Origin of the sequence: Mycolicibacterium madagascariense, assembly GCF_010729665.1 — a bacterium.
Lineage (GTDB): Bacteria > Actinomycetota > Actinomycetes > Mycobacteriales > Mycobacteriaceae > Mycobacterium > Mycobacterium madagascariense.
The window spans coordinates 2,218,985-2,244,213 of the sequence record NZ_AP022610.1; the positions used below are offsets into that span (position 1 = coordinate 2,218,985).

At 70.4% G+C, this 25,229-nt stretch carries 21 protein-coding genes; 18 read left to right on the plus strand and 3 right to left on the minus strand.

The genetic code is table 11. The annotated features are described in order from the left end of the window. Window positions 1-2: 2 nt before the first annotated feature. Window positions 3-860: an aldo/keto reductase gene (locus G6N60_RS10495; protein ID WP_163736282.1), complete on the minus strand. Its 858-nt coding sequence runs from the start codon at window positions 858-860 to the stop codon at window positions 3-5. Here G6N60_RS10495 and G6N60_RS10500 point away from each other — a divergent pair. From G6N60_RS10500 to ffh, 18 genes are all read left to right on the plus strand, one after another. Then, on the plus strand, window positions 859-2,013 hold the full coding sequence (locus G6N60_RS10500; protein ID WP_163736285.1) for an alpha/beta hydrolase: 1,155 nt from the start codon (window positions 859-861) through the stop codon (window positions 2,011-2,013). The genes G6N60_RS10495 and G6N60_RS10500 overlap by 2 nt on opposite strands. Before the next feature lie 22 nt (window positions 2,014-2,035). Beyond that, window positions 2,036-2,866, plus strand: a complete 831-nt coding sequence (locus G6N60_RS10505; protein WP_163736289.1) for a DsbA family protein — start codon at window positions 2,036-2,038, stop codon at window positions 2,864-2,866. Further along, window positions 2,863-3,492 (plus strand): vitamin K epoxide reductase family protein, encoded by a 630-nt coding sequence (locus G6N60_RS10510; protein WP_163736292.1) that lies wholly within the window; start codon window positions 2,863-2,865, stop codon window positions 3,490-3,492. The genes G6N60_RS10505 and G6N60_RS10510 overlap by 4 nt, the downstream gene beginning before the upstream one ends. A gap of 27 nt (window positions 3,493-3,519) precedes the next feature. Continuing rightward, complete coding sequence (locus tag G6N60_RS10515) at window positions 3,520-6,945, plus strand: pyruvate carboxylase (RefSeq protein WP_163736295.1); 3,426 nt, start codon at window positions 3,520-3,522, stop codon at window positions 6,943-6,945. Then, window positions 6,942-7,499: a 16S rRNA (guanine(966)-N(2))-methyltransferase RsmD gene (gene rsmD, locus G6N60_RS10520; RefSeq protein ID WP_163743764.1), complete on the plus strand. Its 558-nt coding sequence runs from the start codon at window positions 6,942-6,944 to the stop codon at window positions 7,497-7,499. Before G6N60_RS10515 ends, rsmD begins: the two co-directional genes overlap by 4 nt. Before the next feature lie 25 nt (window positions 7,500-7,524). Then, window positions 7,525-8,004: a pantetheine-phosphate adenylyltransferase gene (gene coaD / locus G6N60_RS10525; protein ID WP_163736298.1), complete on the plus strand. Its 480-nt coding sequence runs from the start codon at window positions 7,525-7,527 to the stop codon at window positions 8,002-8,004. Window positions 8,005-8,282: 278 nt separating this feature from the next. Next, complete coding sequence (gene sepIVA, locus G6N60_RS10530) at window positions 8,283-9,020, plus strand: cell division protein SepIVA (protein WP_163736301.1); 738 nt, start codon at window positions 8,283-8,285, stop codon at window positions 9,018-9,020. 64 nt (window positions 9,021-9,084) lie between these two features. Next, window positions 9,085-9,687 (plus strand): YceD family protein, encoded by a 603-nt coding sequence (locus tag G6N60_RS10535; protein WP_163736304.1) that lies wholly within the window; start codon window positions 9,085-9,087, stop codon window positions 9,685-9,687. Beyond that, window positions 9,684-10,424 carry a ribonuclease III gene (rnc, locus tag G6N60_RS10540; protein WP_163736307.1) on the plus strand — a complete coding sequence of 247 codons (741 nt, stop codon included), beginning with the start codon at window positions 9,684-9,686 and terminating at the stop codon, window positions 10,422-10,424. The genes G6N60_RS10535 and rnc overlap by 4 nt, the downstream gene beginning before the upstream one ends. Continuing rightward, entirely contained in the window at window positions 10,417-11,310 is an 894-nt protein-coding gene (gene mutM / locus G6N60_RS10545) for a bifunctional DNA-formamidopyrimidine glycosylase/DNA-(apurinic or apyrimidinic site) lyase (RefSeq protein WP_163736310.1), read from the plus strand. Before rnc ends, mutM begins: the two co-directional genes overlap by 8 nt. A 52-nt stretch (window positions 11,311-11,362) precedes the next feature. Further along, the gene (locus G6N60_RS10550) at window positions 11,363-11,770 is read left to right on the plus strand and encodes an OsmC family protein (RefSeq protein WP_163736313.1); all 408 of its coding nucleotides are present in this window, start codon (window positions 11,363-11,365) and stop codon (window positions 11,768-11,770) included. Continuing rightward, a complete protein-coding gene (locus tag G6N60_RS10555; protein ID WP_163736316.1) occupies window positions 11,767-12,057 on the plus strand; it encodes an acylphosphatase in 291 nt (96 codons plus the stop codon). The genes G6N60_RS10550 and G6N60_RS10555 overlap by 4 nt, the downstream gene beginning before the upstream one ends. A 26-nt stretch (window positions 12,058-12,083) precedes the next feature. After that, on the plus strand, window positions 12,084-15,677 hold the full coding sequence (gene smc, locus G6N60_RS10560; protein WP_163736319.1) for a chromosome segregation protein SMC: 3,594 nt from the start codon (window positions 12,084-12,086) through the stop codon (window positions 15,675-15,677). A 143-nt stretch (window positions 15,678-15,820) separates the two neighbouring features. Beyond that, a complete protein-coding gene (gene ftsY, locus G6N60_RS10565) occupies window positions 15,821-17,161 on the plus strand; it encodes a signal recognition particle-docking protein FtsY (RefSeq protein ID WP_163736322.1) in 1,341 nt (446 codons plus the stop codon). Window positions 17,162-17,372: 211 nt separating this feature from the next. Beyond that, a complete protein-coding gene (locus tag G6N60_RS10570) occupies window positions 17,373-18,773 on the plus strand; it encodes an ammonium transporter (RefSeq protein ID WP_163736326.1) in 1,401 nt (466 codons plus the stop codon). Window positions 18,774-18,778: 5 nt separating this feature from the next. Next, window positions 18,779-19,117: a P-II family nitrogen regulator gene (locus tag G6N60_RS10575; protein WP_163736329.1), complete on the plus strand. Its 339-nt coding sequence runs from the start codon at window positions 18,779-18,781 to the stop codon at window positions 19,115-19,117. Between the two features lie 76 nt (window positions 19,118-19,193). Continuing rightward, window positions 19,194-21,695, plus strand: a complete 2,502-nt coding sequence (locus G6N60_RS10580) for a [protein-PII] uridylyltransferase (RefSeq protein WP_163736332.1) — start codon at window positions 19,194-19,196, stop codon at window positions 21,693-21,695. A gap of 9 nt (window positions 21,696-21,704) precedes the next feature. Beyond that, window positions 21,705-23,267, plus strand: coding sequence for a signal recognition particle protein (gene ffh / locus G6N60_RS10585; protein ID WP_163736335.1), 1,563 nt, complete (start codon window positions 21,705-21,707; stop codon window positions 23,265-23,267). A gap of 99 nt (window positions 23,268-23,366) precedes the next feature. Here the strand turns inward: ffh and G6N60_RS10590 are convergent, their stop codons facing one another. Together G6N60_RS10590 and G6N60_RS10595 are read right to left on the minus strand one after the other, a co-directional pair. Then, on the minus strand, window positions 23,367-24,206 hold the full coding sequence (locus G6N60_RS10590) for a D-alanyl-D-alanine carboxypeptidase family protein (protein ID WP_163736338.1): 840 nt from the start codon (window positions 24,204-24,206) through the stop codon (window positions 23,367-23,369). An 87-nt stretch (window positions 24,207-24,293) separates the two neighbouring features. Then, window positions 24,294-25,181 carry a D-alanyl-D-alanine carboxypeptidase family protein gene (locus tag G6N60_RS10595; RefSeq protein ID WP_163736341.1) on the minus strand — a complete coding sequence of 296 codons (888 nt, stop codon included), beginning with the start codon at window positions 25,179-25,181 and terminating at the stop codon, window positions 24,294-24,296. Between the last annotated feature and the right edge of the window lie 48 nt (window positions 25,182-25,229).

The following is a 25,229-nucleotide window of genomic DNA, read 5'->3' on the forward strand; positions in this document are numbered from 1 at the left end:
ACCTACCCTGTGAAGTTGAACGTGCGTGGATCGGGACCCAGCCGGGTGCCGTCCTCGAGCTCGGCGATGGACGCCAGGTCCTGCTCGCTGAGCTCGAAGTCGAACACGTCGAAGTTGCTCGCAATTCTCTCCGGGTTCACCGATTTCGGGATGACGATATTACCGAGCTGGACGTGCCACCTAATCAGGATCTGTGCAGGCGTCTTCCCGTGGTGCTCGCCGATCGCGACGACGCGGGGATTCTCCAGCAGCGAGCCCTGCCCCAGCGGGCTCCAGGCTTCGGTCGCGATGCCGAGGCGGGCGTGCACCTCGCGCAACTCCTGCTGGGGGAGCAGGGGGTGCAGCTCGATCTGGTTGACCGCGGGCACGATTCCCGTCTCGTCGATCAGCACGTCGAGGTGTTCGGGCTCGAAGTTGCTCACCCCAATGGAGCGAATGCGGCCCTGGTCACGCAGGTGGGCGAACGCCCGGAAGGTGTCGACGAAGGCGTTCACCTCGGGTAGCGGCCAGTGGATGAGATAGAGGTCGAGGTAGTCGAGCCCGAGCTTGTCCATGCTGGCGTCGAACGCCCGCAGTGTCGTGTCGTAGCCCTGCTCGGAGTTCCAGAGCTTGGTCACGACGTAGAGGTCGTTGCGGGCGATGCCCGAGGTCATCGCCGCCGATAGCGCGTGGCCAACCTCGGCTTCGTTGCCATACGCCGCCGCGGTGTCGACGTGCCGATACCCTGCATCCAGCGCGGCGCCGACCGCCCGTTCGGTGTCACCGGGCGGGGTCTGCCACACGCCGAGGCCGATCGCCGGTATGGAATGACCGTCGTTCAGCGCAATCGAGGGAACCGATGGGTGCGAAGGAGAAGCCATGACGAGGAGTCTGCCAGTCGAGGGAGCGTCGCCGGCAGGCGCGGCACCGGTACCGCACGCCGAGGTGGGTCGGCCCAGCCCCCGCCGCCTGGCGGTCCTCAACGCCTCCAGCCGCGTGATGCTGCGGCTGCTGCCGCGACTGCCCGACGCCGTCAAGCGCCTCCTGCTCGGCCGTCGCACGGTAACAATCGACGGCAACACGCTCGACACGACACTGCAGTTCATGCTGACCGCGCAACGTTCGGCCGGCATCTCCGGGCTGGTCGCCAGCGACGACGTCGACGTCGCCCGCACGCAGTTGCGCACCCTGTCGGCGATGATCGACGCCGGCATCGTCGTCGGCGTGCGGGACACGTCGGTCCCCGGTCCCGCGGGCCCGCTCCCGGCCCGGCACTACACGCCGGTCTCCGGGACGTCGGGCGACCCTGCGCTGCTGGTCTTCTTCCACGGCGGCGGCTTCGTCGTCGGCGATCTCGACACCCACGACGACCTGTGCCGCCTGATCTGCCGCGACGCCGGGGTCCAGGTCCTGGCGATCGACTACCGGCTCGCCCCCGAGCATCCGGCGCCGGCGGCGATCGACGACTGCTACGCGGCCTACCGGTGGGCGCTGGAGCACGCCGGCGAGCTCGGCGCCGACCCGGCGCGGGTGGCGGTCGGCGGTGACAGCGCGGGCGGCAACCTCTCGGCGGTCGTGTGCCAGCTGGCCCGCCAGGACGGCGTGCCCCTGCCGGTCCTGCAGCTGCTCATCTACCCGGCCACCAACTTCGCGGCCGACACCAGGTCCAAGACGCTCTTCGCCGACGGCTTCTTCCTCACCAAGCGCGACATGGACTGGTTCAGGGACAACTACCTGGCCGGCTCCCCACTGGCGCTCGACGACCCGCGGATCTCACCGCTGCTGGCCGAGGACCTCTCCGGGTTGCCGCCGGCGATGGTGCTCACGGGGGGCTTCGATCCGCTGCGCGACGAAGGCAATCAGTACGCCGACGCCCTCGCCGCGGCGGGCGTCCCGGTCGACCACCGGCAGTTCGGTCCGCTGGTGCACGGATTCGCCAACTTCTTCCCGCTCGGCGGCGCCAGCGCCACCGGCACCGCGGAGATGGTGTCCGCCCTGCGGGCACACCTGAGCCGGGCCGCCGGGAGCCGCTGAACGCCGCCGGTACCCTTGTGCCGTGGCCACGAAAACCAAGAAGAACGCCAGCTACGACCTGAAGGCGGCGGACCGCAGGCGCAACATCCTCATTCAGGTCGGGCTCACGGCGATCGTGGTGATCTTCGCGGTCGTGCTCGTCGTCTACATCGTGTCGTCGGGCAAGGACAAGACCGCGGGCGCCGCGGGCCAGGGCAAGGCGATTCGCGCCGAGACGAGCAACGTCATCACCAAGCCGGGCACCTCCGAGCCCAAGGCCGTGCTGTCGATGTACGAGGACTTCCTGTGCCCCGTCTGCGGCAACTTCGAGCAGACGTTCGGCCCCACGATCAACAAGCTCATCGACACCGGTGCGATAGCCGCGGACTACAACATGGTCGCGATCCTCGACCGTCCGACCAACCAGGACTACTCGTCGCGGGCCGGTGCGGCCGCCTACTGCGTGGCGGACGCGGACACGACGCCCGACAAGCAGGTCTTCCGCCGGTTCCACGCCGCGCTGTACGCCCAGCAGCCCAGCGAGACGGGCACGACGTTCCCCACCAACGCCCAGCTCATCGAGACCGCGCGGCAGGCCGGCGTCGTCGGCTCGGTGCCCGAGTGCGTCAACAGCGGCAAGTACCTGGACACCGTGAAGGGCCTGGCCGCGGCCAGCAACGTCAACGCGACGCCCACCATCCGCATCAACGGCGAGGACTACACGCCGACGACGCCGGACGCCCTGATCGCCAAGATCAAGACGATCACCGGTGACGTCCCCGGCCTGACCGCGGCGCCCGCCGCCCCCGTTCCGCCCGCCCAGGGCGGCGCGCAGGCCCCGGCGCTCGCCCCGAATCCGACGCCGACGTCGTGACCGTCGATGCGGCGGGGGAGACGGCCTCCCTCGAACGCGACGAGCGCACCCCCTCGCCGACGGTGCGTCCCGCCAGCGCGGCCTGGGTGCTGATCGCCGGCGCCATCGGTCTGATCGCGGCCATCACGCTGACGATCGAGAAGATCAAGCTGCTACAGAATCCCGCCTACGTGCCGTCCTGCAGCATCAACCCCGTGCTGTCGTGCGGCTCGGTGATGGTGACGCCGCAGGCGGCGGCGTTCGGGTTCCCCAACCCGCTCATCGGGATCGCGGCGTTCGCGGTGGTGGTCGTGACCGGCGTGCTGGTGGTCGCGAAAGTGCGCCTGCCGCAATGGTATTGGGTCGGCCTGGCGGTGGGCACGCTGCTCGGCGCAGTCTTCGTGCACTGGTTGATCTATCAGAGCCTCTACGTCATCGGCGCGCTGTGTCCTTACTGCATGGTGGTGTGGTCGGTGACCATTCCGCTGCTGGTCGTGGTGACGTCGATCGCGCTGAGGCCGTTGGCGCACAACGGTTTTGCGCGGGTGCTGTACCAGTGGCGCTGGTCGCTGGTGGCGCTGTGGTTCACCGGGCTGATCCTGCTGATCCTGGTCCGGTTCTGGAACTACTGGTCGACCCTGATCTAGCCCGACCGACGCGCGATAGGGTAGCGCGTGATCTCCAAACTCCTGGTCGCCAATCGCGGCGAGATAGCCATCCGCGCGTTCCGTGCGGCGTACGAGCTGGGCATCGCCACGGTGGCGGTGTATGCCTACGAGGACCGCAATTCCCCGCACCGGTTGAAGGCCGACGAGTCCTACCAGATCGGTGAGCCGGGCCATCCCGTGCGGTCCTACCTGTCGATCGACGAGATCATCCGGGTGGCGCGCGACGCCGGCGTCGACGCGGTGTACCCCGGCTACGGATTCCTCTCGGAGAACCCCGAACTCGCGGCCGCGTGCCAGGCGGCGGGCATCACGTTCGTCGGGCCGGGTGCGCACGTGCTGGAGCTCACCGGGAACAAGGCCAGGGCGATCGCGGCGGCGCGCGAGGCCGGTCTGCCGGTGCTGGCGTCCTCGGAGCCGTCGGTGTCGGTCGAGGATCTGGTCGCCGCGTCGGAGGCGATGAGCTTTCCGCTCTTCGTCAAGGCGGTGTCCGGTGGCGGCGGGCGCGGCATGCGGCGCGTCGCCGATCCCGGGTCGCTGGCCGAAGCGATCGAGGCGGCCAGCCGCGAGGCGGAGTCGGCGTTCGGGGATGCCAGCGTGTATCTCGAACAGGCCGTGCTCAATCCGCGGCACATCGAGGTGCAGATCCTCGCCGACGCCAAGGGCGACGTCATCCACCTCTACGAGCGGGACTGCAGCGTGCAGCGGCGGCACCAGAAGGTCATCGAGCTCGCGCCCGCTCCCAATCTGCCCGAGGACTTGCGGGCCAGGATGTGCGCCGACGCGGTCGCCTTCGCGCGCCAGATCGGGTACTCGTGCGCGGGCACCGTGGAGTTCCTGCTCGACGAGCGCGGCCACCACGTCTTCATCGAGATGAATCCGCGGATCCAGGTGGAGCACACCGTCACCGAGGAGATCACCGACGTCGACCTGGTGGCCAGTCAGCTGCGCATCGCGGCGGGGGAGACGCTGAACGACCTTGGTCTGAGCCAGGATTCGATTCAGATCCGCGGCGCGGCCATGCAGTGCCGGATCACCACCGAGGACCCGGCCAAGGGCTTCCGACCCGACACCGGACGGATCACCGGCTACCGCTCACCGGGTGGGGCGGGAGTCCGCCTGGACGGCGGCACGAACCTCGGCGCGGAGATCGGCGCGCACTTCGACTCGATGCTGGTGAAGCTGACGTGCCGCGGGCGCGACTTCTCCATCGCGGTGGCCCGCGCGCGGCGGGCACTCGCCGAGTTCCGCATCCGGGGGGTGTCCACCAACATCCCGTTCCTGCTGTCGGTGGTCGACGACCCCGACTTCCGGGCCGGTCGCGTCACGACGTCGTTCATCGACGAGCGACCCCAGCTGCTGACGGCGCACGCGTCGGCCGACCGCGGCACGAAGATCATCAACTACCTGGCCGAGGTCACCGTCAACACGCCCTACGGCGACCGGGACCGGGTCTACCCGCAGGACAAGCTGCCCGAAGTCGACCTCGACGCGGTCCCACCCCCCGGCAGCAGGCAGCGGCTGATCCAGTTGGGCCCGGAGGGTTTCGCGGCGTGGCTGCGGGATTCGCCCGCGGTCGCCGTCACCGACACCACCTTCCGCGACGCGCACCAGTCGCTGCTCGCGACCAGGGTGCGCACCTCGGGGCTCGTGACCATCGCCCCCTACATCGCGCGGCTGACCCCCGAGTTGCTGTCCCTCGAATGCTGGGGCGGGGCGACGTACGACGTGGCGCTGCGGTTCCTCAAGGAGGATCCGTGGGAGCGGCTGGCGGCGCTGCGCGAAATGGTGCCCAACATCTGTCTGCAGATGCTGCTGCGGGGCCGAAACACCGTCGGATACACCCCGTATCCCGAGACGGTCACCGATGCCTTCGTCGAGCAGGCCACGGCCACCGGCATCGACGTGTTCCGCATCTTCGACGCGCTCAACAACGTCGAGTCGATGCGGCCGGCGATCGACGCCGTGCGCGCAACGGGATCCGCGGTGGCCGAGGTGGCGATGAGCTACACCGGTGACCTGTCCGATCCGGCCGAGACGCTCTACACGCTGGACTACTACCTCAAGCTGGCCGAGCAGATCGTCGACGCGGGCGCCCACGTGCTGGCGATCAAGGACATGGCGGGACTGCTGCGCGCGCCGGCGGCGAGCACGCTGGTCGCGGCCCTGCGCAGTCGCTTCGACCTGCCCGTGCACGTGCACACCCACGACACCCCCGGCGGACAGTTGGCCACCTACGTCGCGGCGTGGCAGGCCGGTGCCAGCGCGGTCGACGGCGCGGCCGCCCCGCTGGCGGGTACGACGAGTCAGCCGTCGCTGTCCTCCATCGTCGCCGCGGCCGCGCACACCGGGTACGACACGGGGCTGTCGCTGCGGGCGGTCTGCGATCTGGAGCCGTACTGGGAGGCGTTGCGAAAGGTGTACGCGCCGTTCGACGTCGCGGCCAGTGGACCTCCCGCGCCGACGGGCCGGGTCTACTCCCACGAGATTCCCGGCGGGCAGCTGTCGAATCTGCGCCAGCAGGCGATCGCGCTCGGGTTGGGCAACCGGTTCGAGGACGTCGAGGACGCCTACGCCGGGGCCGACCGGATCCTCGGCCACCTCATCAAGGTGACGCCGTCGAGCAAGGTCGTCGGCGACCTCGCGCTGGCGCTCGTCGGTGCGGGGATCACCGCCGACGAGTTCGCCGCCGACCCGGCGCGCTTCGACATCCCCGACTCCGTCGTCGGGTTCCTGCGGGGCGAGCTCGGCGACCCACCGGGCGGATGGCCGGAACCGTTGCGCACCAAGGCATTGCAGGGACGTTCGGCCGCCAGACCGGTGGCTGAGCTCAGTGCCGAGGACGAGGCGCTGCTCGCCACGGCGGGCACCGAGCGGCAGCGCACGCTCAACCGCCTGCTGTTCCCCGGTCCCACCAAGGAGTTCGAGACGCACCGCGAGGTCTACGGCGACACGTCGCGGCTGTCGGCCAACCAGTTCTTCTACGGGCTGCGCCGCGGTGACGAACACCGCGTCCAGATCGACCGGGGCGTCGACCTCATCATCGGCTTGGAGGCGATCTCCGAACCCGACGAGCGCGGCCTGCGCACGGTGATGTGCATCCTGAACGGGCAGCTGCGGCCGGTGGTCGTGCGCGACGAGAGCATCGCCGACACCGTGCCCGCGGCGGAGAAGGCCGACCGCACGAACCCCGATCACGTCGCCGCACCGTTCGCGGGCGTGGTGACCGTCTCCGTCGCCGCAGGCGATCGGGTCGAGTCGGGACAGACCATCGCCACCATCGAGGCCATGAAGATGGAGGCCGCGATCACCGCGCCGAAGGACGGCGTCGTCGCCCGCGTCGCGGTCGCCGACACCGCGCAGGTAGAGGGCGGCGACCTGCTGGCGGTGATCTCGGCTGCGGGGGCCGGCCCTGCCACCGGGGAGTCGCCCTGACCCGGATCGTCGGCGGTCGGTGCGGCGGTCGCCGAATATCGGTGCCGCGCAGCGGAACTCGGCCCACCACCGACCGCGTTCGGGAGTCGCTGTTCAACGTCCTGGCCGCCCGGGTCGACTTCGACGGGCTCGCGGTCCTGGATCTCTACGCGGGGTCCGGCGCGCTCGGGCTGGAGGCGCTCTCCCGGGGCGCGACGTCGGCGCTGTTCGTGGAGTCCGACCGGCGCGCGGCCGCGATCATCGCCGAAAACGTTGCGGCACTTGGCGTCACGGGTGCCACGGTGCGTTGCGCCGGCGTGGCCGCGGTGGTGAGCGCCGGTGCCGATCGTCGCGTCGACCTGGTGTTCGCCGACCCGCCGTACGACGTGTCGACGGCCGACGTCGAGGCGGTCCTCGGTGCGCTCGTCGACGGTGGCTGGCCGGCCGCGGGCGCGGTCGCGGTGATCGAGCGGCCCCATTCGGCGCCGCCGGTGGCCTGGCCGGCCGGCTGGACGCCGGGGCGCGACCGCCGCTACGGCGACACCCGGCTGGAGTTCGGCGAGTTCGGGCCGTGAGGACCGTGGCGTAACCTGCTCGACCATGAGTGGCGCCGTATGCCCAGGCTCGTTCGATCCCGTGACGCTCGGTCACGTCGACGTGTTCGAGCGGGCGGCGGCCCAGTTCGACGAGGTCGTGGTGGCGGTCCTGGTCAACCCCAACAAGTCGGGCATGTTCAGCCCCGACGAGCGCATGGCCCTGATCCGCGAGTCGACGTCGCACCTGCCCAATCTGCGGGTGGAGAGCGGCAGCGGACTGGTCGTCGACTTCGTGACGGCGCGCGGCTACACGGCCATCGTGAAGGGTCTGCGCTCGGGCACCGACTTCGAGTACGAGCTGCAGATGGCGCAGATGAACAAGCACGTCGCCGGCGTCGACACGTTCTTCGTCGCGACCAATCCCCGCTATGCGTTCGTGTCGTCGTCGCTCGCCAAGGAGGTGGCCATGCTCGGCGGCGACGTCACCGCGCTGCTGCCCGAGCCGGTCAACGCGGCGCTGCGGGTCAAGCGCGCCGAGCGCTGACACCCCGCCCGCCGAGCGCTGACGCCCCGCCCGCCGAGCGCTGACGCCCCGCCCGCCGAGCGCTGACGCCCCGCCCGCCGAGCGCTGACGCCCCGCCCGCCGAGCGCTGACGCCCCGCCCGCCGAGCCTGCTGGGAGATCGCGTCGAGCGCCGGATTCGCGATCTGACAGCAGGATCGGCGCGCGGGTCGATCGAAAACTCACCGGCGTGGCGTACCGAGTCACACGAGTAACACCAGGCACACTGGTCACGACCAACTAGGCCGGGAGGGTATTGCCGTGTACCGAGTATTCGAAGCGCTCGACGAGCTCGGAGCCATCGTCGAGGAAGCCCGCGGTGTGCCGATGACGGCCGGCTGCATGGTGCCCCGAGGCGACGTGCTCGAGCTGCTCGACGACATCAAGGACGCCATCCCCGGCGAACTCGACGACGCGCAGGACGTCCTCGACGCCCGCGACCAGATGTTGCGCGAGGCAAAGGATCACGCCGACTCCATGGTGGCGTCGGCGACCGCTGAGGCGGACTCACTGCTCAATCACTCCCGCAGCGAGGCCGACCGCATCCTCGCCGACGCCAAGGGCGCCGCGGACCGCATGGTCTCCGAGGCGCGCCAGCACGCCGAGCGCATGGTCGGCGAGGCCCGCGAGGAGGCCAACCGCGTCTCGACGATGTCCAAGCGCGAGTACGAGGCCAGCACCATGCGTGCCAAGGCCGAGGCCGACCGCCTCATCGAGAACGGCAACGTCTCCTACGAGAAGGCCGTCCAGGAGGGCATCAAGGAGCAGCAGCGCCTGGTGTCGCAGACCGAGATCGTCCAGACCGCGACCGCGGAGGCGACCCGGCTCATCGACACGGCCCACGCCGAGGCCGACCGCCTGCGCGGCGAGTGCGACATCTACGTCGACAGCAAGCTCGCCGAGTTCGAGGACTACCTCAACGGCACCCTGCGCTCCGTCGGACGCGGCCGCCACCAACTGCGGACCGCCGCCGGCACGCACGACTACGCGCAGCGATAAGCCAGGAGCACGACCGCCCGCGGTCCATTGGGGCCGCGTCGGACCTGCGCCGTAGGATCGTCTGATGGCCGGATCGAAGCATGGCGCGCACCGCGGTTCCCCGTTAGGCCCGCGATCGCCCTTCGTCCTGGACGTCTCGCGGCTCGGGATGCGGCCCGGCTCGATGATCACGTTCGACGACACGGTGTCCGCGCCGTCGCGGATCGGCATCGAGCTGATCGGCATCCCCGAGGGTGCCCCCGTCGACCTCGACCTGCGACTGGAGTCGGTGTCGGAGGGCGTCCTGGTCAGTGGCACGGTGTCGGCGCCGACGGAGGGCGAGTGCTCGCGCTGCCTGACGCCGGTGACCGGTGACGTCGAGATCTACCTCACCGAGCTGTTCGCCTACCCGGACAGCGCCACCGAGGCCACCACCGACGAGGACGACGAGGTGGGCCGGGTCGTCGACGACACCGTCGACCTCGAGCAGCCGATCATCGACGCCGTCGGCATGATGCTGCCGTTCTCGCCCCTGTGCCGCGAGGACTGTCCCGGCCTGTGCCCCGAGTGCGGGATCCCGCTGGCCGACGTCGAGGCCGACGCCGAGCCGCACCGTCACGACGTCGTCGATCCGAGGTGGGCGAAGCTGGCGGCGCTGCAGCTCCCCGACGACGAGGGCCGCGGGTGACGGTCGACCGCACCCCGTTGCTCGAGGCGCTCGGCGTCGATCTGCCCGACGAGCTGCTCACCCTGGCACTGACACATCGCAGCTACGCGTACGAGGCGGGCGGCCTGCCCACCAACGAACGGCTCGAATTCCTCGGTGACGCCGTACTCGGCCTGGTCATCACGTCGGAGATCTTCACCAGGTACCCCGACCGCAGCGAAGGCGAGCTGGCGAAGCTGAAATCCGCGGTGGTCAACACCCAGGCACTGGCGCGGATCGCCAGGAACCTCGTCCCCGGCGGGCTGGGCACCTACCTGCTCCTGGGCCGCGGTGAGGTCAGCAGTGGCGGCGCGCAGAAGGCGAACCTGCTCGCCGACGCCGTGGAGTCACTGTTGGGCGCGACGTACGTCCAGCACGGACACGAGGTCGCCCAGGAGGTCATCATCCGGCTGTTCTCCGACGCGCTGACGACCGCCGCCAACCTGGGCGCCGGCCTCGACTGGAAGACCAGCCTGCAGGAGCTCGCCGCGGCGCGCCGCCTCGGCGTGCCCGCCTACGTGGTCTCGTCGAGCGGCCCCGAGCACGACAAGCACTTCACGGCGCGGGCCACGGTCAGCGGCGAGGACTACGGGCACGGCGAGGGGCACACCAAGAAGGAGGCCGAGCAGCAGGCGGCCGCCGCGGCGTACAAGGCGCTGGCGGCGATCGAGGCCGTCGACGCGCCCGACGCCGACACCGAGCTCGCGCGGGATGCCTGAGCTTCCCGAGGTCGAGGTCGTCCGCCGCGGACTCGACGCCCACGTCGTCGGGCGCAGCATCACCGCGGTGCGCGTGCACCACCCCCGCGCGGTGCGGCGCCACGAGGAGGGGCCCGCCGATCTGACGGCCCGGCTGCTCGACCGCGTCGTGACGGGAACCGGCCGTCGCGGCAAGTACCTGTGGCTCACCCTCGACGGCGGCGACGCCCTGGTGGTCCACCTCGGGATGAGTGGCCAGATGCTGCTGGGACCGGTGACCAAGACCGAGCACCTGCGGGTCGCGACGCTGCTCGACGACGGCACGGCCATGAGCTTCGTCGATCAACGCACGTTCGGCGGATGGATGCTCGCCGACCTCGTCACCGTCGACGGCACCGAGGTGCCCGTCCCCGTCGCGCACGTCGCCCGCGATCCGCTCGACCCCCTCTTCGATGCGGCCGCGGTGGTAAAGGTGTTGCGCGGCAAGCACTCCGAGATCAAGCGCCAGCTGCTCGACCAGACCGTCGTGTCCGGCATCGGCAACATCTACGCCGACGAGTCGCTCTGGCGGGCCAAGGTCAACGGGGCCCGCATCGCCGAGACGCTGACGAAGCCCAAGCTCGTGGAGCTCCTCGGCCACGCCGCCGAGGTGATGCGCGACGCGCTCGGTCAGGGCGGGACGTCGTTCGACTCGCTCTACGTCAACGTCAACGGCGAGTCGGGCTACTTCGACCGGTCGCTGGACGCCTACGGCCGCGAGGGCCTGCCGTGCCGACGCTGCGGCGCGATCATGAAGCGCGACAAGTTCATGAACCGGTCCTCGTTCTACTGTCCACGGTGTCAACCGAGACCACGCCAACCGGGACCACGCCAACCGGGACCACGCCAACCGCGGCCGCGGCCTTGACGATCACGACCCGCCGAAATGCCATGTCGGCGAACGAGTATGGAGGAGCTACATGACGGATCTGTGGGTCGAACGCACGGGCGTGCGCCGCTACACCGGCCGCAGCACGCGGGGTGCGGAGGTGCTCGTCGGTTCCGAGGACGTCGAGGGCGTCTTTACGCCGGGGGAGTTGCTCAAGATCGCGCTGGCCGCGTGCAGCGGCATGAGCAGCGACCACGCCCTGCGTACCCGCCTCGGTGACGACTACCAGGCCACCGTGCGGGTGTCCGGGCCCGCCGACCGTGAGCAGGAGCGCTACCCGCTGCTGGAGGAGAAGCTCGAGGTCGACCTCTCGGGGCTCTCCGAGGAGGAGATCAGGAAGCTCAAGGTCATCGTCGAGCGGTCGATCGACAAGGTGTGCACCGTCGGTCGCACCCTGAAGTCAGGCACCGAGGTGACGTTCGAGGTCACGGAGAAGTGAGCCATCCCCCCGACGCTCCCGTCCGGGTGAGCGCGTGGGTGCACGGCCGGGTGCAGGGCGTCGGATTCCGCTGGTGGACGCGCGCCAGGGCGCTCGAACTCGGGCTCACCGGCTTCGCGGCCAACAAGCCCGACGGCCGCGTGCACGTCGTGGCGCGCGGCCCGCGCGACGCGTGCCAACGGCTCGTCGACCTGCTCAAAGACGGGGCCACGCCGGGGCGCGTCGACACCGTCGTCTACGACTGGTCCGAGGCGGGCGATCCGATCGAGGGCTTCGCCGAGCGGTAGCAACCTCGCAGGTAAGCTCGCAGCCCATGCATCTCAAGAGTCTGACGCTGAAGGGCTTCAAGTCCTTCGCCTCGCCGACGACTCTGCGCTTCGAACCCGGCATCACGTGCGTGGTCGGTCCCAACGGCTCGGGCAAGTCGAACGTCGTCGATGCGCTGACGTGGGTCATGGGCGAGCAGGGCGCCAAGACGCTGCGCGGCGGCAAGATGGAGGACGTCATCTTCGCCGGCACGTCGTCGCGGGCACCGCTCGGGCGCGCCGAGGTGACGCTGACGATCGACAACTCCGACAACGCCCTGCCGATCGAGTACTCCGAGGTGTCCATCACCCGCCGGATGTTCCGCGACGGCGCAGGCGAATACGAGATCAACGGCAGCAGCTGCCGGCTGATGGACGTGCAAGAGCTCCTCAGCGACTCGGGCATCGGGCGCGAGATGCACGTCATCGTCGGCCAGGGCAAGCTCTCGGAGATCCTGGAGTCGCGCCCGGAGGACCGGCGCGCGTTCATCGAGGAAGCCGCAGGCGTGCTGAAGCATCGCAAGCGCAAGGAGAAGGCGGTCCGCAAGCTCGACTCGATGTCGGCGAACCTGAACCGGCTCTCCGATCTGACCGCCGAGTTGCGGCGCCAGCTCAAACCGCTCGGGCGTCAGGCGGAGATGGCGCGGCGGGCCCAGACCATCCAGGCCGACCTGCGGGATGCCCGGTTGCGGTTGGCCGCCGACGATCTGGTGGCTCGGCGCAACGAATTTCGCGACACGAACCAGGCCGAGACCCTGCTGCGGCGCGAGTACGACGAGATCAGCGCGCGACTGGACACCGCGACGCTGGAACTGACCGCCCACGACACCGCGGTGTCCGAGTTGAGCGGTCGCGCCGAAGCCGCGCAGCAGACGTGGTTTCGGTTGTCCGCCTTGGCCGAACGGGTCGGGGCGACGGTGCGCATCGCTGCCGAGCGCACGCAGCTGCTCGACGCCGACACCGATCGGTCCGAGGGCACCGATCCCGAAGCGCTGGAGGCCGAGGCCGACGAGGTCGCCGCCCACGAACGGCTGCTGCTGGAGGAACTGGCCGAGTCGCGACATCGCCAGGAGGAGGCGCGCGCCGAGCTGAGCGAACGCGAGCGCATCGCCACCGAGGCCGAACGTGCGCACCTCGCGGCGGCCCGCGCCGAGGCCGACCGTCGGGAGGGCCTGGCCAGGCTCGCCGGTCAGGTCGACACGATGCGCACGCGCGTCGAGTCGATCGACGAGGGCGTCGCCCGACTGACCGTCGCCATCGAGGACGCCGCGCTGCGGGTCGAGCAGGCCCGCGCGGAGTTCGACACCGTCCAGAGCCGGGTGGCCGAGCTCGACGCGGGCGAGGTCGGACTCGACGAGCAGCACGACCGCACCATGGCCGCGCAGCGGCAGGCCGACGCGCGCGTGGTCGAGTTGCAGGCGGCCGAGCGCGGCGTCGAACGCCAGGTGGCGTCGCTGCGGGCGCGCATCGATGCGCTCGCGGTCGGATTGGACCGTCGCGACGGTGCGGCGTGGCTGCAGCAGCACGGCGGCACGGGCCTGTTCGGTTCGGTGGCCGAGATGGTGCGCGTCAGACCCGGCTACGAGACGGCCATCGCCGCGGTGCTCGGTTCGGCGGCCGACGCCCTTGCCGCCGAGGACTTCGGTGCGGCCCGCTCGGCCGTCGCCGCGCTCAAGGAGGCCGACGGTGGGCGGGCCGCCCTCGTCTTCGGTGATTGGCCGGAAGCCGTTGTTGCACAGCATGATTCGGATGCGGCCCTACCCGAGGGTGCGGTATGGGCGCTGGACCTGGTGGAGCCGTCGCCCCGGCTGCGCGGCGCAATCGGCGCGCTGCTGGCCGGAGTCGTCGTGGTCGGGGAACTCTCGGTCGCCCTCGACCTGGTGGCCGCGCGCCCCCGGGTGCGGGTCGTCACCACCGATGGTGACCTGGTGGGTGCGGGTCTGCTCACCGGCGGGTCCGACCGCAAACCGAGCACACTGGAGATCACCAGCGAAATCGACAGGGCCAAGGCCGATTTGGTGGACGCCGAACGTCAGGTCGGCGAGCTGACCGCGGCGTTGTCCGGGGCGCTGGAGGAACAGGCTGCGCGGCGCGACGCCGCCGAGGACGCGCTCGCCGCGCTCAACGAATCCGACGCCGCCATCTCGGCGATCTACGAGCAGCTCGCGAGGCTGGGGCAGGACGCCCGCGCCGCCGACGAGGAGTGGCAGCGGCTGATCGGGCAGCGCAACGAGCTGGAGGCCGGCCGGGTCAAGACCGTCCAGGAGCTCACCGAACTCGAGGAGCGCCTGCGCAATGCGCAGGAGGAGCCGATGTTCGACGACGAACCGGTCGACCGTCTGGAGTCGGTGGCGGCGGCCGAGGCGGCCAGGGCGGCCGAGTTCGAAGCGCGGCTGACCGTGCGCACCGCCGAGGAACGCGCGAATGGCGTTCGCGGACGGGCGGATTCACTGCGGCGGGCGGCGGCCGCCGAACGCGAGGCGCGGCTGCGGGCGCAGCGCGCCCGCGAGGCCCGCGAATACGCCGCAGCGGTCGCGGCGGCGGTGGCGGAGTCCGGGCGGCTGGTGGCGGCGCGACTGGCCACCGCGGTGGCGGTCGCGGGCCGGACCCGCGACGGCCTGGCCACCGAACGCAGTGCCCGCGCCGAGGCGCTGAGCCGGGTGCGTCGTGAGGTCGACGAACTGAGCGCGCGGCTGAGCGCCCTGACCGACTCGCTGCACCGCGACGAGGTGGCCAAGGCGCAGGCGGCGCTGCGCATCGAGCAGCTCGAACAGCAGGCGCTGGAGCAGTTCGGCATGGCGACCGACGACCTGGTCGAGGAGTACGGGCCCCACGTCGGGCTGCCTCCCACGGCGCTGGAGATGGCGGAGTACGAGCAGGCCAAGGAACGCGGCGAGCAGGTCACCGAGCCCGCCCCGATGCCGTTCGACCGGGCCACCCAGGAGCGCAGGGCCAAGAAGGCCGAGCGCGAACTCACCGAGCTCGGGCGGGTGAATCCCCTTGCGCTGGAAGAGTTCGCGGCGCTGGAGGAGCGCTACAACTTCCTGTCCACCCAGCTCGAGGACGTCAAGGCCGCCCGCAAGGATCTGCTCGACGTGATCACCGACGTCGACGACCGCATCCTGCAGGTGTTCTCCGAGGCCTACGCCGACGTGGAGCGCGAGTTCACCCAGGTGTTCGCCACGCTGTTCCCCGGCGGGGAGGGACGGCTGCTGCTGACCAACCCCGCCGACATGCTGACCACCGGGATCGAGGTCGAGGCCCGACCGCCCGGCAAGAAGATCAAGCGGTTGTCACTGCTGTCCGGTGGGGAGAAGTCGCTGACCGCGGTCGCGATGCTGGTGGCGATCTTCCGCGCCCGCCCCTCGCCGTTCTACGTCATGGACGAGGTGGAGGCCGCGCTCGACGACGTCAACCTGCGACGGCTGATCAGCCTGTTCGAGCAGCTGCGCGAGCGCTCCCAGCTCATCGTCATCACCCACCAGAAGCCGACCATGGAGGTCGCCGACGCGCTGTACGGCGTCACCATGCGCGACGACGGCATCACCACGGTCATCTCGCAGCGGATGCGCGGCCAGGAGTTGGCCACCTCACCGACCTGACTCCCGACACCACGGCGATTCGTGGCGTCTAGGGAGCGCCGACCGCTCCTCGACTTCCACCAATCGCCGGGGGTCCGGGAGCAGGGGTGGTCGGGACGCGGTCGCGCCCCTGAGACAATGCCTCGGTGACGCACAGTCAATTGATGGTTCTCTGGATCGCCGTCGCGGTCGTCGCCCTGCTCGTCGTGGTGGCGGTGGTCGTCGGCCTGGTGCGGTACCGGCGTCGGCGGATCAGCCTGTCCCAGTCGGCGACGCCATCGCTGGACGAACGCACCGACAAGTCCGGCGGCTACACGGCGTCGTCACCGATCTCGTTCTCGCAGTCGACGACGACGGTCGAGCCGCCCCGAGCCCGGCCGGGGACGCCGCTCGACGTCGAGGGCCTGCCCGCCGTCGGGGACGATGCGACCATCCCGCGCGATGCGCCGAAGCGCTCGATCTCCGACGTCCAGCTCCCCGAGCCGCCCGCCCCCGAGGTCGTCGAGCCGCCCGCCCCCGAGCCGGTCGAGCCGCCGGCTCCCGAGCCGGTCGCCGAGGCGCCGGCCTCAGAGATCGACGCGATCGCGCCGCCCGACGGCAGGCTGGAACGCCTGCGGGGCCGGTTGTCGAAGTCGCAGAACGCCCTCGGCCGCAGCATGCTGGGGCTCCTCGGCGGCGGGGACCTCGACGAGGATTCGTGGGAGGAGATCGAGGACACGCTGCTCGTCGCCGATCTCGGACCCGTCGTCACCGCCTCGATCATCACGGCGCTGCGGGCCAGGATGGCCGCCACCAGCATCCGGTCCGAGGCGGACGCCCGGGCGGTGCTGCGCGACGTGCTGATCTCCGAGCTGCGCCCCGAGCTGGACCGTTCGATCAAGGCCCTGCCGCACGCCGACAAGCCGTCGGTGCTGTTGGTGGTGGGCGTGAACGGCACGGGCAAGACGACGACCGTCGGCAAGCTCGCCCGCGTGCTCGTCGCCGACGGGCGCCGGGTGGTCCTCGGCGCGGCCGACACGTTCCGTGCGGCAGCGGCCGATCAGCTGCAGAGTTGGGCGTCGCGCGTCGGCGCGGAGGTGGTCCGGGGGCCCGAGGGCGCCGACCCCGCGTCGGTCGCCTTCGACGCCGTCGATCAGGGTGTCGCCACCGGCGCCGACGTCGTCGTGATCGACACGGCCGGCCGCCTGCACACCAAGACGGGCCTGATGGACGAGCTCGGCAAGGTCAAGAGGGTGGTATCCAAGCGCGCCGTGGTCGACGAGGTGCTCCTCGTGCTGGATGCCACGATCGGCCAGAACAGCCTGCCCCAGGCGCGCGTGTTCGCCGAGGTCGTCGAGATCACCGGCGTCGTGCTGACCAAGCTCGACGGGACGGCCAAGGGCGGGATCGTCTTCCGCGTGCAGCAGGAACTGGGTGTCCCCGTGAAGCTGGTCGGACTGGGGGAGGGCTCCGACGACCTCGCGCCGTTCGAACCCGCCGCGTTCGTCGACGCCCTACTGGGCTGACCGCCATTCGCCCCAATTCGTCACCGTCGCGTAAGGCTTCGCCGTCCCACGGATGCCGCTGACGAGCCGGTTAACGCCGACGAAACGAGATCGCCCGATCCGTTCACGTCAGCGAAACACGGGCGGATCATCGGCGAAACAACCAGTGCGCATTGTCTTGCCCTAGGTCAACGGTGCCTGCCGGGGGCATGGGCGAAGGAGGAAACGGCGAGTGGATGGCTTCCCGATAATGGGTGTCCCCGACACGGGGGATACCGCATGGATGCTGGCGAGCTCCGCCTTGGTGTTGCTGATGACACCGGGACTGGCGTTCTTCTACGGCGGCATGGTGCGCGCCAAGGGCGTCTTGAACATGCTGATGATGAGCTTCAGCGCCATGGGGATCGTCACGGTCCTGTGGGTGCTCTACGGCTACTCGATGTCGTTCGGCAACGACGTCGGCAACTTCATGGGCAATCCGACCCAGTACTTCGGGCTGAAGGGCCTCATCGGCGGGAACGCGGCCGCCGCGGTCGCCGCTGACCCCGCCACGGGGATCGCCGCGAAGGCGGCCGTCGACATTCCGCTCGCGGGCACCATTCCTCAGCTGGTCTTCGTGATGTTCCAGCTGATGTTCGCCATCATCACCGTCGCCCTGGTCTCGGGTGCGATCGCCGACCGCCTGAAGTTCAGTGCGTGGCTGGTCTTCGCCACCCTCTGGGCAACGTTCGTCTACTTCCCCGTGGCGCACTGGGTGTTCTGCTTCGACGGCTTCACCGGCGCGCACGGCGGCTGGATCGCCAACAAGCTGCACGCGCTCGACTTCGCCGGTGGAACCGCGGTGCACATCAACTCGGGTGCCGCGGGTCTAGCCCTGTGTCTCGTCCTCGGCAAGCGCAAGGGCTGGCCGGGAACGCCGATGCGGCCGCACAACCTGCCGTTCGTCATGCTCGGCGCCGGCCTGCTGTGGTTCGGGTGGTACGGGTTCAACGCCGGATCCGCCCTGAACTCCAACGGTGTCGCGGCGTCGACGTTCGTCACGACGACGGTGGCCACCGCGGCCGCCATGCTCGCCTGGTTGGTCACGGAGCGGATCCGGGACGGCCACGCCACGTCCCTCGGCGCGGCGTCGGGTGCGGTGGCCGGGTTGGTCGTCATCACGCCCTCGTGCGCCTCGGTCAACATCCTCGGCGCGTTGGTCATCGGCATCGTCGGCGGCGCGGTCTGCGCGCTGGCCGTCGGGTTGAAGTTCAAGCTTGGCTTCGACGATGCGCTCGACGTGGTCGGCGTCCACATGATCGGTGGTCTGACCGGCACCCTGCTGATCGGATTCGTCGGCGCCCCCGAGGCGTCGGCCATCAGCGGCGTCGCCGGCGTCTCACCGGGTCTGTTCTACGGTGGCGGCTGGGATCAGCTGGGTCGACAGGCCATTGGCGCGTTCGCGGTGATGTTCTACTCGTTCATCGTCACGACTATCTTGGCGTACATCCTGAAGTTCACCATCGGTCTGCGGGTCGACGAGGAAGATGAGGCCAACGGCATCGACGAGGCCGAACACGCAGAAACCGGATACGACTTCTCGACAGTGGGCAGCAGCTCGGTGCTCAGCCGCGCTATGGCCTCGGAGGAATGAGGGAAATGAAGCTGATCACAGCCATCGTCAAGCCGTTCACCCTCGAGGACGTCAAGACTGGCCTCGAACAGGCCGGCATCCTCGGGATGACGGTCAGCGAGGTACAGGGTTACGGCCGTCAGAAGGGCCACACCGAGGTCTACCGCGGCGCGGAGTACTCCGTGGACTTCGTGCCGAAGGTGCGGGTCGAGGTCGTCGTCGACGACTCCGCCGTGGACAAGGTGGTCGACGTCATCGTCCAGGCCGCGCGCACCGGCAAGATCGGTGACGGCAAGGTGTGGGTGAGCCCCGTCGACACCGTCGTCCGCGTGCGGACCGGTGAGCGGGGAACCGACGCCATTTGACGTACCGATGATCTGAGCGTCGTCTCCCGGACGCGCACCGAGTCGTTGATCAACCGCGCGTCCGGGGAGGACCGACATGACGAAGCAGAACCCAGATCCCGCCCCCGGGGCCTCTCGATGGGAGGCCCCGGCGGCGGGATCGTCGCGTCCGGCCCACGACCTCTCGACCGCCGTCGAGCAGCTGCTGAGCAGCGGGGCGCGGCTGGACTCCGCCGCGCTGCGCAATGCGCTGCTCGATCTGCACGAATTCTGGCTCACCACCAAGGCGGCCGAGATCGGCATCACGCCGACGAGCGGTTTCGCCATCGTCGCCACGGGCGGTCTCGGCCGGGGCGAACTGCTCCCGTACTCCGACCTCGATCTGACGCTGGTGCACGACGACATGCCCAGCGACATCGTGTCGCAGGTGGCCGAACTGCTCTGGTATCCGTTGTGGGACGCCAACATTCACATCGACCACAGTGTGCGGACGGTGCCCGAGGCGCTCAAGGTCGCCAACGACGACATATCGGCGGGCCTGGCCATGCTCGACGCCAGGCACATCGCGGGTGACGCCGACCTGTCGGCCCTGCTGGTCGGCGGGGCACGGCGCCAGTGGCGCACCGGAATCGCGCCGCGGTTCGAAGAACTCGTCGAGCACACCAGGGCGCGCTGGGAGCGCAGCGGGCAGATCGCCCACCGCGCCGAACCGGATCTGAAGAACGGTCGCGGCGGCCTGCGCGACGTCCAGCTGCTCAACGCGCTGGCGATCGCCCAGCTGGCCGACGCCTACCCGAGCCGCTCGCTGGCGTCGCCGACCGGATCGCTGGGCGACGCGCACCTCGCCCTGCTCAACGTCCGCACCGAACTGCACCGGGTGTCGCGGCGCGGTCGGGAGATGCTGCTGGCGCAATTCGCCGACGAGATCGGTGCCGCGCTGCACATCGGCGATCGCTTCGACCTGGCGCGGATGCTCAGCGACGCGGCCCGCACCATCGGCTACTACGTCGACGCCGGCATCCGCACGGCGTCGAATGCCTTGCCGCGCCGCGGTTTGTCGGCGCTGCGGCGGCCGGTGCGCCGGCCCGTCGACGAAGGTGTCATCGAGTATGGCGGTGAGGTCATGCTGGCCCGCGACGCCCGGCCGGAGCGCGACCCGGGGTTGATCCTGCGCGTGGCCGCCGCGTCGGCGACCACCGGGCTGCCGATGTCGGCGTCGACGCTGAGCCGACTGGCCGCGACCGCACCGGAACTGCGCACGCCGTGGCCACGCCAGGCGCTCAAGGACCTGCTGGTGATGCTGGCCGCGGGTCCCGCGACCGTGGCCACGATCGAGGCACTGGATCGAACGGGCTTGTGGGGCAGGCTCTTTCCCGAGTGGGGCGCCGTGCGGGACCTCCCGCCGCGCGACATCGTCCACATCTGGACCGTCGACCGTCATCTTGCCGAAACCGTCTCGCGCGCAAGCGCTTTCACCACCCGGGTGGCGCGGCCGGACCTCCTGGTGCTCGGCGCGCTGGTCCACGACATCGGCAAGGGACGCGGCGGGGACCACAGCGTCATCGGCGCCGACCTGGCCACCCAGATCGGCACCCGGCTCGGCCTGTGGCCGTCCGACGTCGTCCTGCTGTCCAAGATCGTCCGCTACCACCTGCTGCTGCCCGACACGGCCACCCGCCGCGACCTGCAGGATCCGCAGACCATCGCCGACGTCGTGGCGCTACTCGACGGCGATCCGGTGCTGCTGGAGCTGCTGCACGCCCTCGCCGAGGCCGACTCCCTGGCCACCGGCCCCGGGGTCTGGGGCGACTGGAAGGCCTCGCTCATCGGCGATCTGGTGCGGCGCTGCCGGTTGGTGATGGCCGGCGAACCGCTGCCCCAACCCGACCCGATCGAGCCGCGGCACCTCGAACTGGCGGCCGACGGCGGCGTGCACGTCGAACTCGTCGCGGCCGACAGCCCGCACGTCTACCACGTCGCGATGATCGCGCCGGACCGACGCGGGTTGCTGTCCAAGGCCGCGGGCGTGCTGGCGCTGAACTCGCTACGCGTGCACTCCGCCTCGGTCAGCGTCCACGACGGCGCCGCGATCAACACGTTCGTCGTCTCACCGCACTTCGGCTCACCGCCCGCGGCCGAGCTGTTGCGCGAACAGTTCGTGCTCGCGCTGGCCGGTGACCTCGACGTGATCGGCACCCTGGAGCGCCGCGACCGCGACGCCGCCGCGACCACCACGACGAGGGCGGGGGACATCCCCGACGCCGTGCCGATCAACGCGCCCGCGCCGCCGCGCATCCTGTGGTTCCGGGGGACGTCGGCCGGCGAATTCGTCCTGCAGATCCGCAGCACGGACCGGGCCGGGTTGCTGGCCCGGCTGACGGCGGTCATCGAGCGCGACGGCATCGACATCACCTGGGCGAAGGTCACCACGCTCGGGTCGTCGGTGGTGGACGCGTTCGGTCTGGTGGTGCCCGCGCTGGCCGCCGACGACGCCGCCCCCGAATCCGACCACGCCGAGGCGCGCAAGGATCTGGAGCGCGATCTCTACGCCGTGCTGCCCACTCCGAGCCCGGCCAAGACGGTGCAGGAAGCCAGCTAGGCTGAGCGCGTGTTCGAATCGCTCTCCGACCGATTGACCGGGGCCCTCAGCGGATTGCGCGGCAAGGGCCGGCTCACCGACGCCGACATCGATGCCACCGCCCGCGAGATCCGGCTGGCCCTGCTCGAGGCCGACGTCTCGCTGCCCGTCGTCCGCGCCTTCATCGCCAGGATCAAGGACCGCGCCAAGGGCGCCGAGGTCTCCGGTGCGCTGAACCCGGCCCAGCAGGTCGTCAAGATCGTCAACGACGAGCTCGTCGGCATCCTCGGCGGTGAGACCAGGACCGTCCGCTACGCCAAGACGCCGCCGACCGTCGTCATGCTGGCCGGCCTGCAGGGCTCGGGCAAGACGACGCTGGCGGGCAAGCTCGCGAAGTGGTTCAAGGGCCAGGGGCACACGCCGCTGCTGGTGGCCTGCGACCTGCAGCGCCCCGGCGCGGTCAACCAGCTGCGGATCGTCGGCGAACGCGCGGGCGTTGCGGTCTTCGCGCCGCACGCGGGCACCGTCGAGGGCTCCGACGACTCGACCCCCGGGGACCCCGTCTCGGTGGCCGCGGCCGGGCTCGCGGAGGCCAGGGCCAAGCACTTCGACGTCGTCATCGTCGACACCGCGGGCCGCCTCGGCATCGACGAGGAGCTGATGGGGCAGGCCGCCGCCATCCGCGATGCGGTCGACCCGGACGAGGTGCTCTTCGTCCTCGACTCGATGATCGGCCAGGACGCCGTCACGACCGCCGAGGCCTTCCGCGAGGGCGTCGGCTTCACCGGCGTCGTGCTGACGAAGCTGGACGGCGACGCCCGCGGCGGCGCTGCGCTGTCGGTCCGCGAGATCACCGGCGTCCCGATCCTGTTCGCCTCCAACGGCGAGAAGCTCGACGACTTCGACGTCTTCCACCCCGACCGGATGGCGAGCCGCATCCTCGGCATGGGCGACGTGCTCACGCTCATCGAGCAGGCCGAGCAGCACTTCGACGCGCAGAAGGCCGAGGAGGCCGCGGCCAAGATCGGCTCGGGTGAGCTGACGCTGGAGGACTTCCTCGAGCAGATGCTGATGATCCGCAAGATGGGACCCATCGGCAATCTGCTGGGCATGCTGCCGGGCGCGGGTCAGATGAAGGACGCCCTGGCCGCCGTCGACGACACCCAGCTCGACCGCGTGCAGGCCATCATCCGCGGCATGACTCCCGCCGAGCGGGCCGACCCGAAGATCATCAACGCGTCGCGCCGGCTGCGGATCGCGAACGGTTCGGGCGTGACGGTCTCGGAGGTGAACTCACTCGTCGACCGCTTCTTCGACGCCCGCAAGATGATGTCGCAGATGGCCGGGCAGATGGGAATGCCGTTCGGCCGCAAGGGTTCTCCGCGCAAGGCGGCCAAGGGCAAGAACAAGCAGGCGGGAAAGAAGAAGGGCAACAGGGGGCCCACGCCCGCCAAGACGCCGAATCCCCTGGCCGCCGGGGGACTGCCCGCGGGCTTCCCCGACCTGTCGAACATGCCGAAGGGGCTCGACGAGCTGCCGCCCGGACTGGCCAACATCGACCTGTCCAAGCTGAAGTTCCCCGGCCAGAAGTAGGCTGCGGCTCCACCCCGGGGCCCCTTCACCCCGCGAGCAGCCGCAAACACGCCGTAAACCTCGGCGTGTCGCGCATTTTCGCGTCTGCTCGCCGGGGGGCTAGGCGGGCTGGGCGAAGCCCCAGTCGAACAGGTCGGTCGCTTGGCCGTAGAGATCGCCGGAGCCGTACATCAGCACCACCAGCAGACGTCGGCCGTTGCGGGCGGCGGCGGTGACGAACGTCTTGCGCGCGAGGTCGGTGTAGCCGGTCTTGCCCGCGAAGTCGCCGGGGTAGCGCGCGAGCAGTTCGTTCTGGGCGGTCAGGGTCTTGGGGGTGCCGTCCTTGCCGGGGAACGAGGCCGTCGGCGACTGAAAGATCTTGGCGATCAACGGATATTTGAGGGCCTGGCGATAGATGAGCGCGAGATCGTAAGGCGTGGTGAGGGTTTCCCATCCCGGCCCGTCGAGGCCCGACGGTGACGAGGCATGCGTGCTGCGGGCGCCGAGCGCCTGCGCCTTGGCGTTCATCGCGGCCACCGCCACCTGCTGGCCGCCGAGCATGTCGGCCAGCATGTTGGCGGCGTCGTTGCCCGACACCATCAGCAGACCCGCGAGCAGCTGCGTCGTGGTGTAGGCCTGGCCGGGCACCAACCCGACGCACGAGCATTCGACCTGGGTGTGGCTCACGTTCGCCCGCGCCACGGCGTTGGGGTTGAGGTGGTCGAGCACGACCATGGCCAGCAGGGGCTTGATCGTGCTGGCGGGCGCGTGGACCCCGGTGGGGTCGCGGCTGCCCAGGATCTTGCCGCTGTCGAGGTCGGCGACCAGCCAGGACGGCGCGGGACCGTCGGGTGGCGCGGTGACGGTGCCCGCGGGCTGTACGTCGGGCAGCGCCGACGCGACGGGTGCGGTCAGTGCCGCGGTGAGGGCGACCGCCGTCGCCGCGAGCAGGATGCGCACGGGGCGAGCCTAGGGACGCCAGGACTCGTCCAGGTCTCCGCCGGGTCTCGACTTCCGTCGCCGACGCCCCAGCCGTCGCCGCGGCGCCTACAGCGTGCCGATGCCCTGAGAGCGGTCCTGCGCGAAACCCCAGTCGAGCAGACCCGTCGCCTGATCCCAGTAGGTCGGGCCGCCTTCCACGACGAGCCCGTACATCATGGCCACCACCAGCCGCCTGCCGTCGCGCTGGGCGGCGCCGACGAACGTCTTGCGCGCGGCGTCGGTGAAGCCGGTCTTGCCGCCGAGCATGCCCGGGTAGCGGCCGAGCATCTGATCCTGGTTGACCAGCGTCACCGGACCGTTCGCGCCGGGGAACGGGGCGGAGGGCGCCGTCGTGATGGCGGCGAACACGGGATTGGCCAGCGCTGCCCGGAAGATGACGGCCAGGTCGTGCGGGGTCGTGTACCCGTCGATGCCGGGACCGTTCAGGCCCGACGGCGAGCCGGCGCGCGTGCCGGTCGTGCCGAGCAGGACGGCCTTGGCGTTCATCTTCGCCACGGCGGCGTCCTTGCCGCCGAGCAGGTGCGCCAGCGTGTTCGCCGCATCGTTGCCCGACACCAGCAGCAGCCCGTCGAGCAATTCCTGCGCGGTGTAGGTGTGACCGGCCTGCACGCCGGCGCAGCTGCATTCGACGTTGACGTCGTCGGCGTCGGCGGTGACCGTCGCGTCCAACGGGACCTCGTCGAGCGCGACCAGCGCGAGCAACACCTTGATCGTGCTGGCGGGGGGATGGGTGACGTACTCGTCGTGGCCCGCGAGTATCTCGCCGGAGTCCAGGTCGGCGACGATCCAGGCGGGTGCCGGGCCGGTCGGAAGTTGCGGTGCGCCCGCCGGTGGCCCGTCCGCGTCGGCGCCCGCGACGGCGGTGCCCCACACCTGCGAACCGGGCAGCAGCGCGACGAGGACGACCGCCAGGGCGCCGAGGATCCTCACCATGGGTGCCGAGCCTACTGACGCCGCGGCGACCCGTCGTGGCCTGGGCCA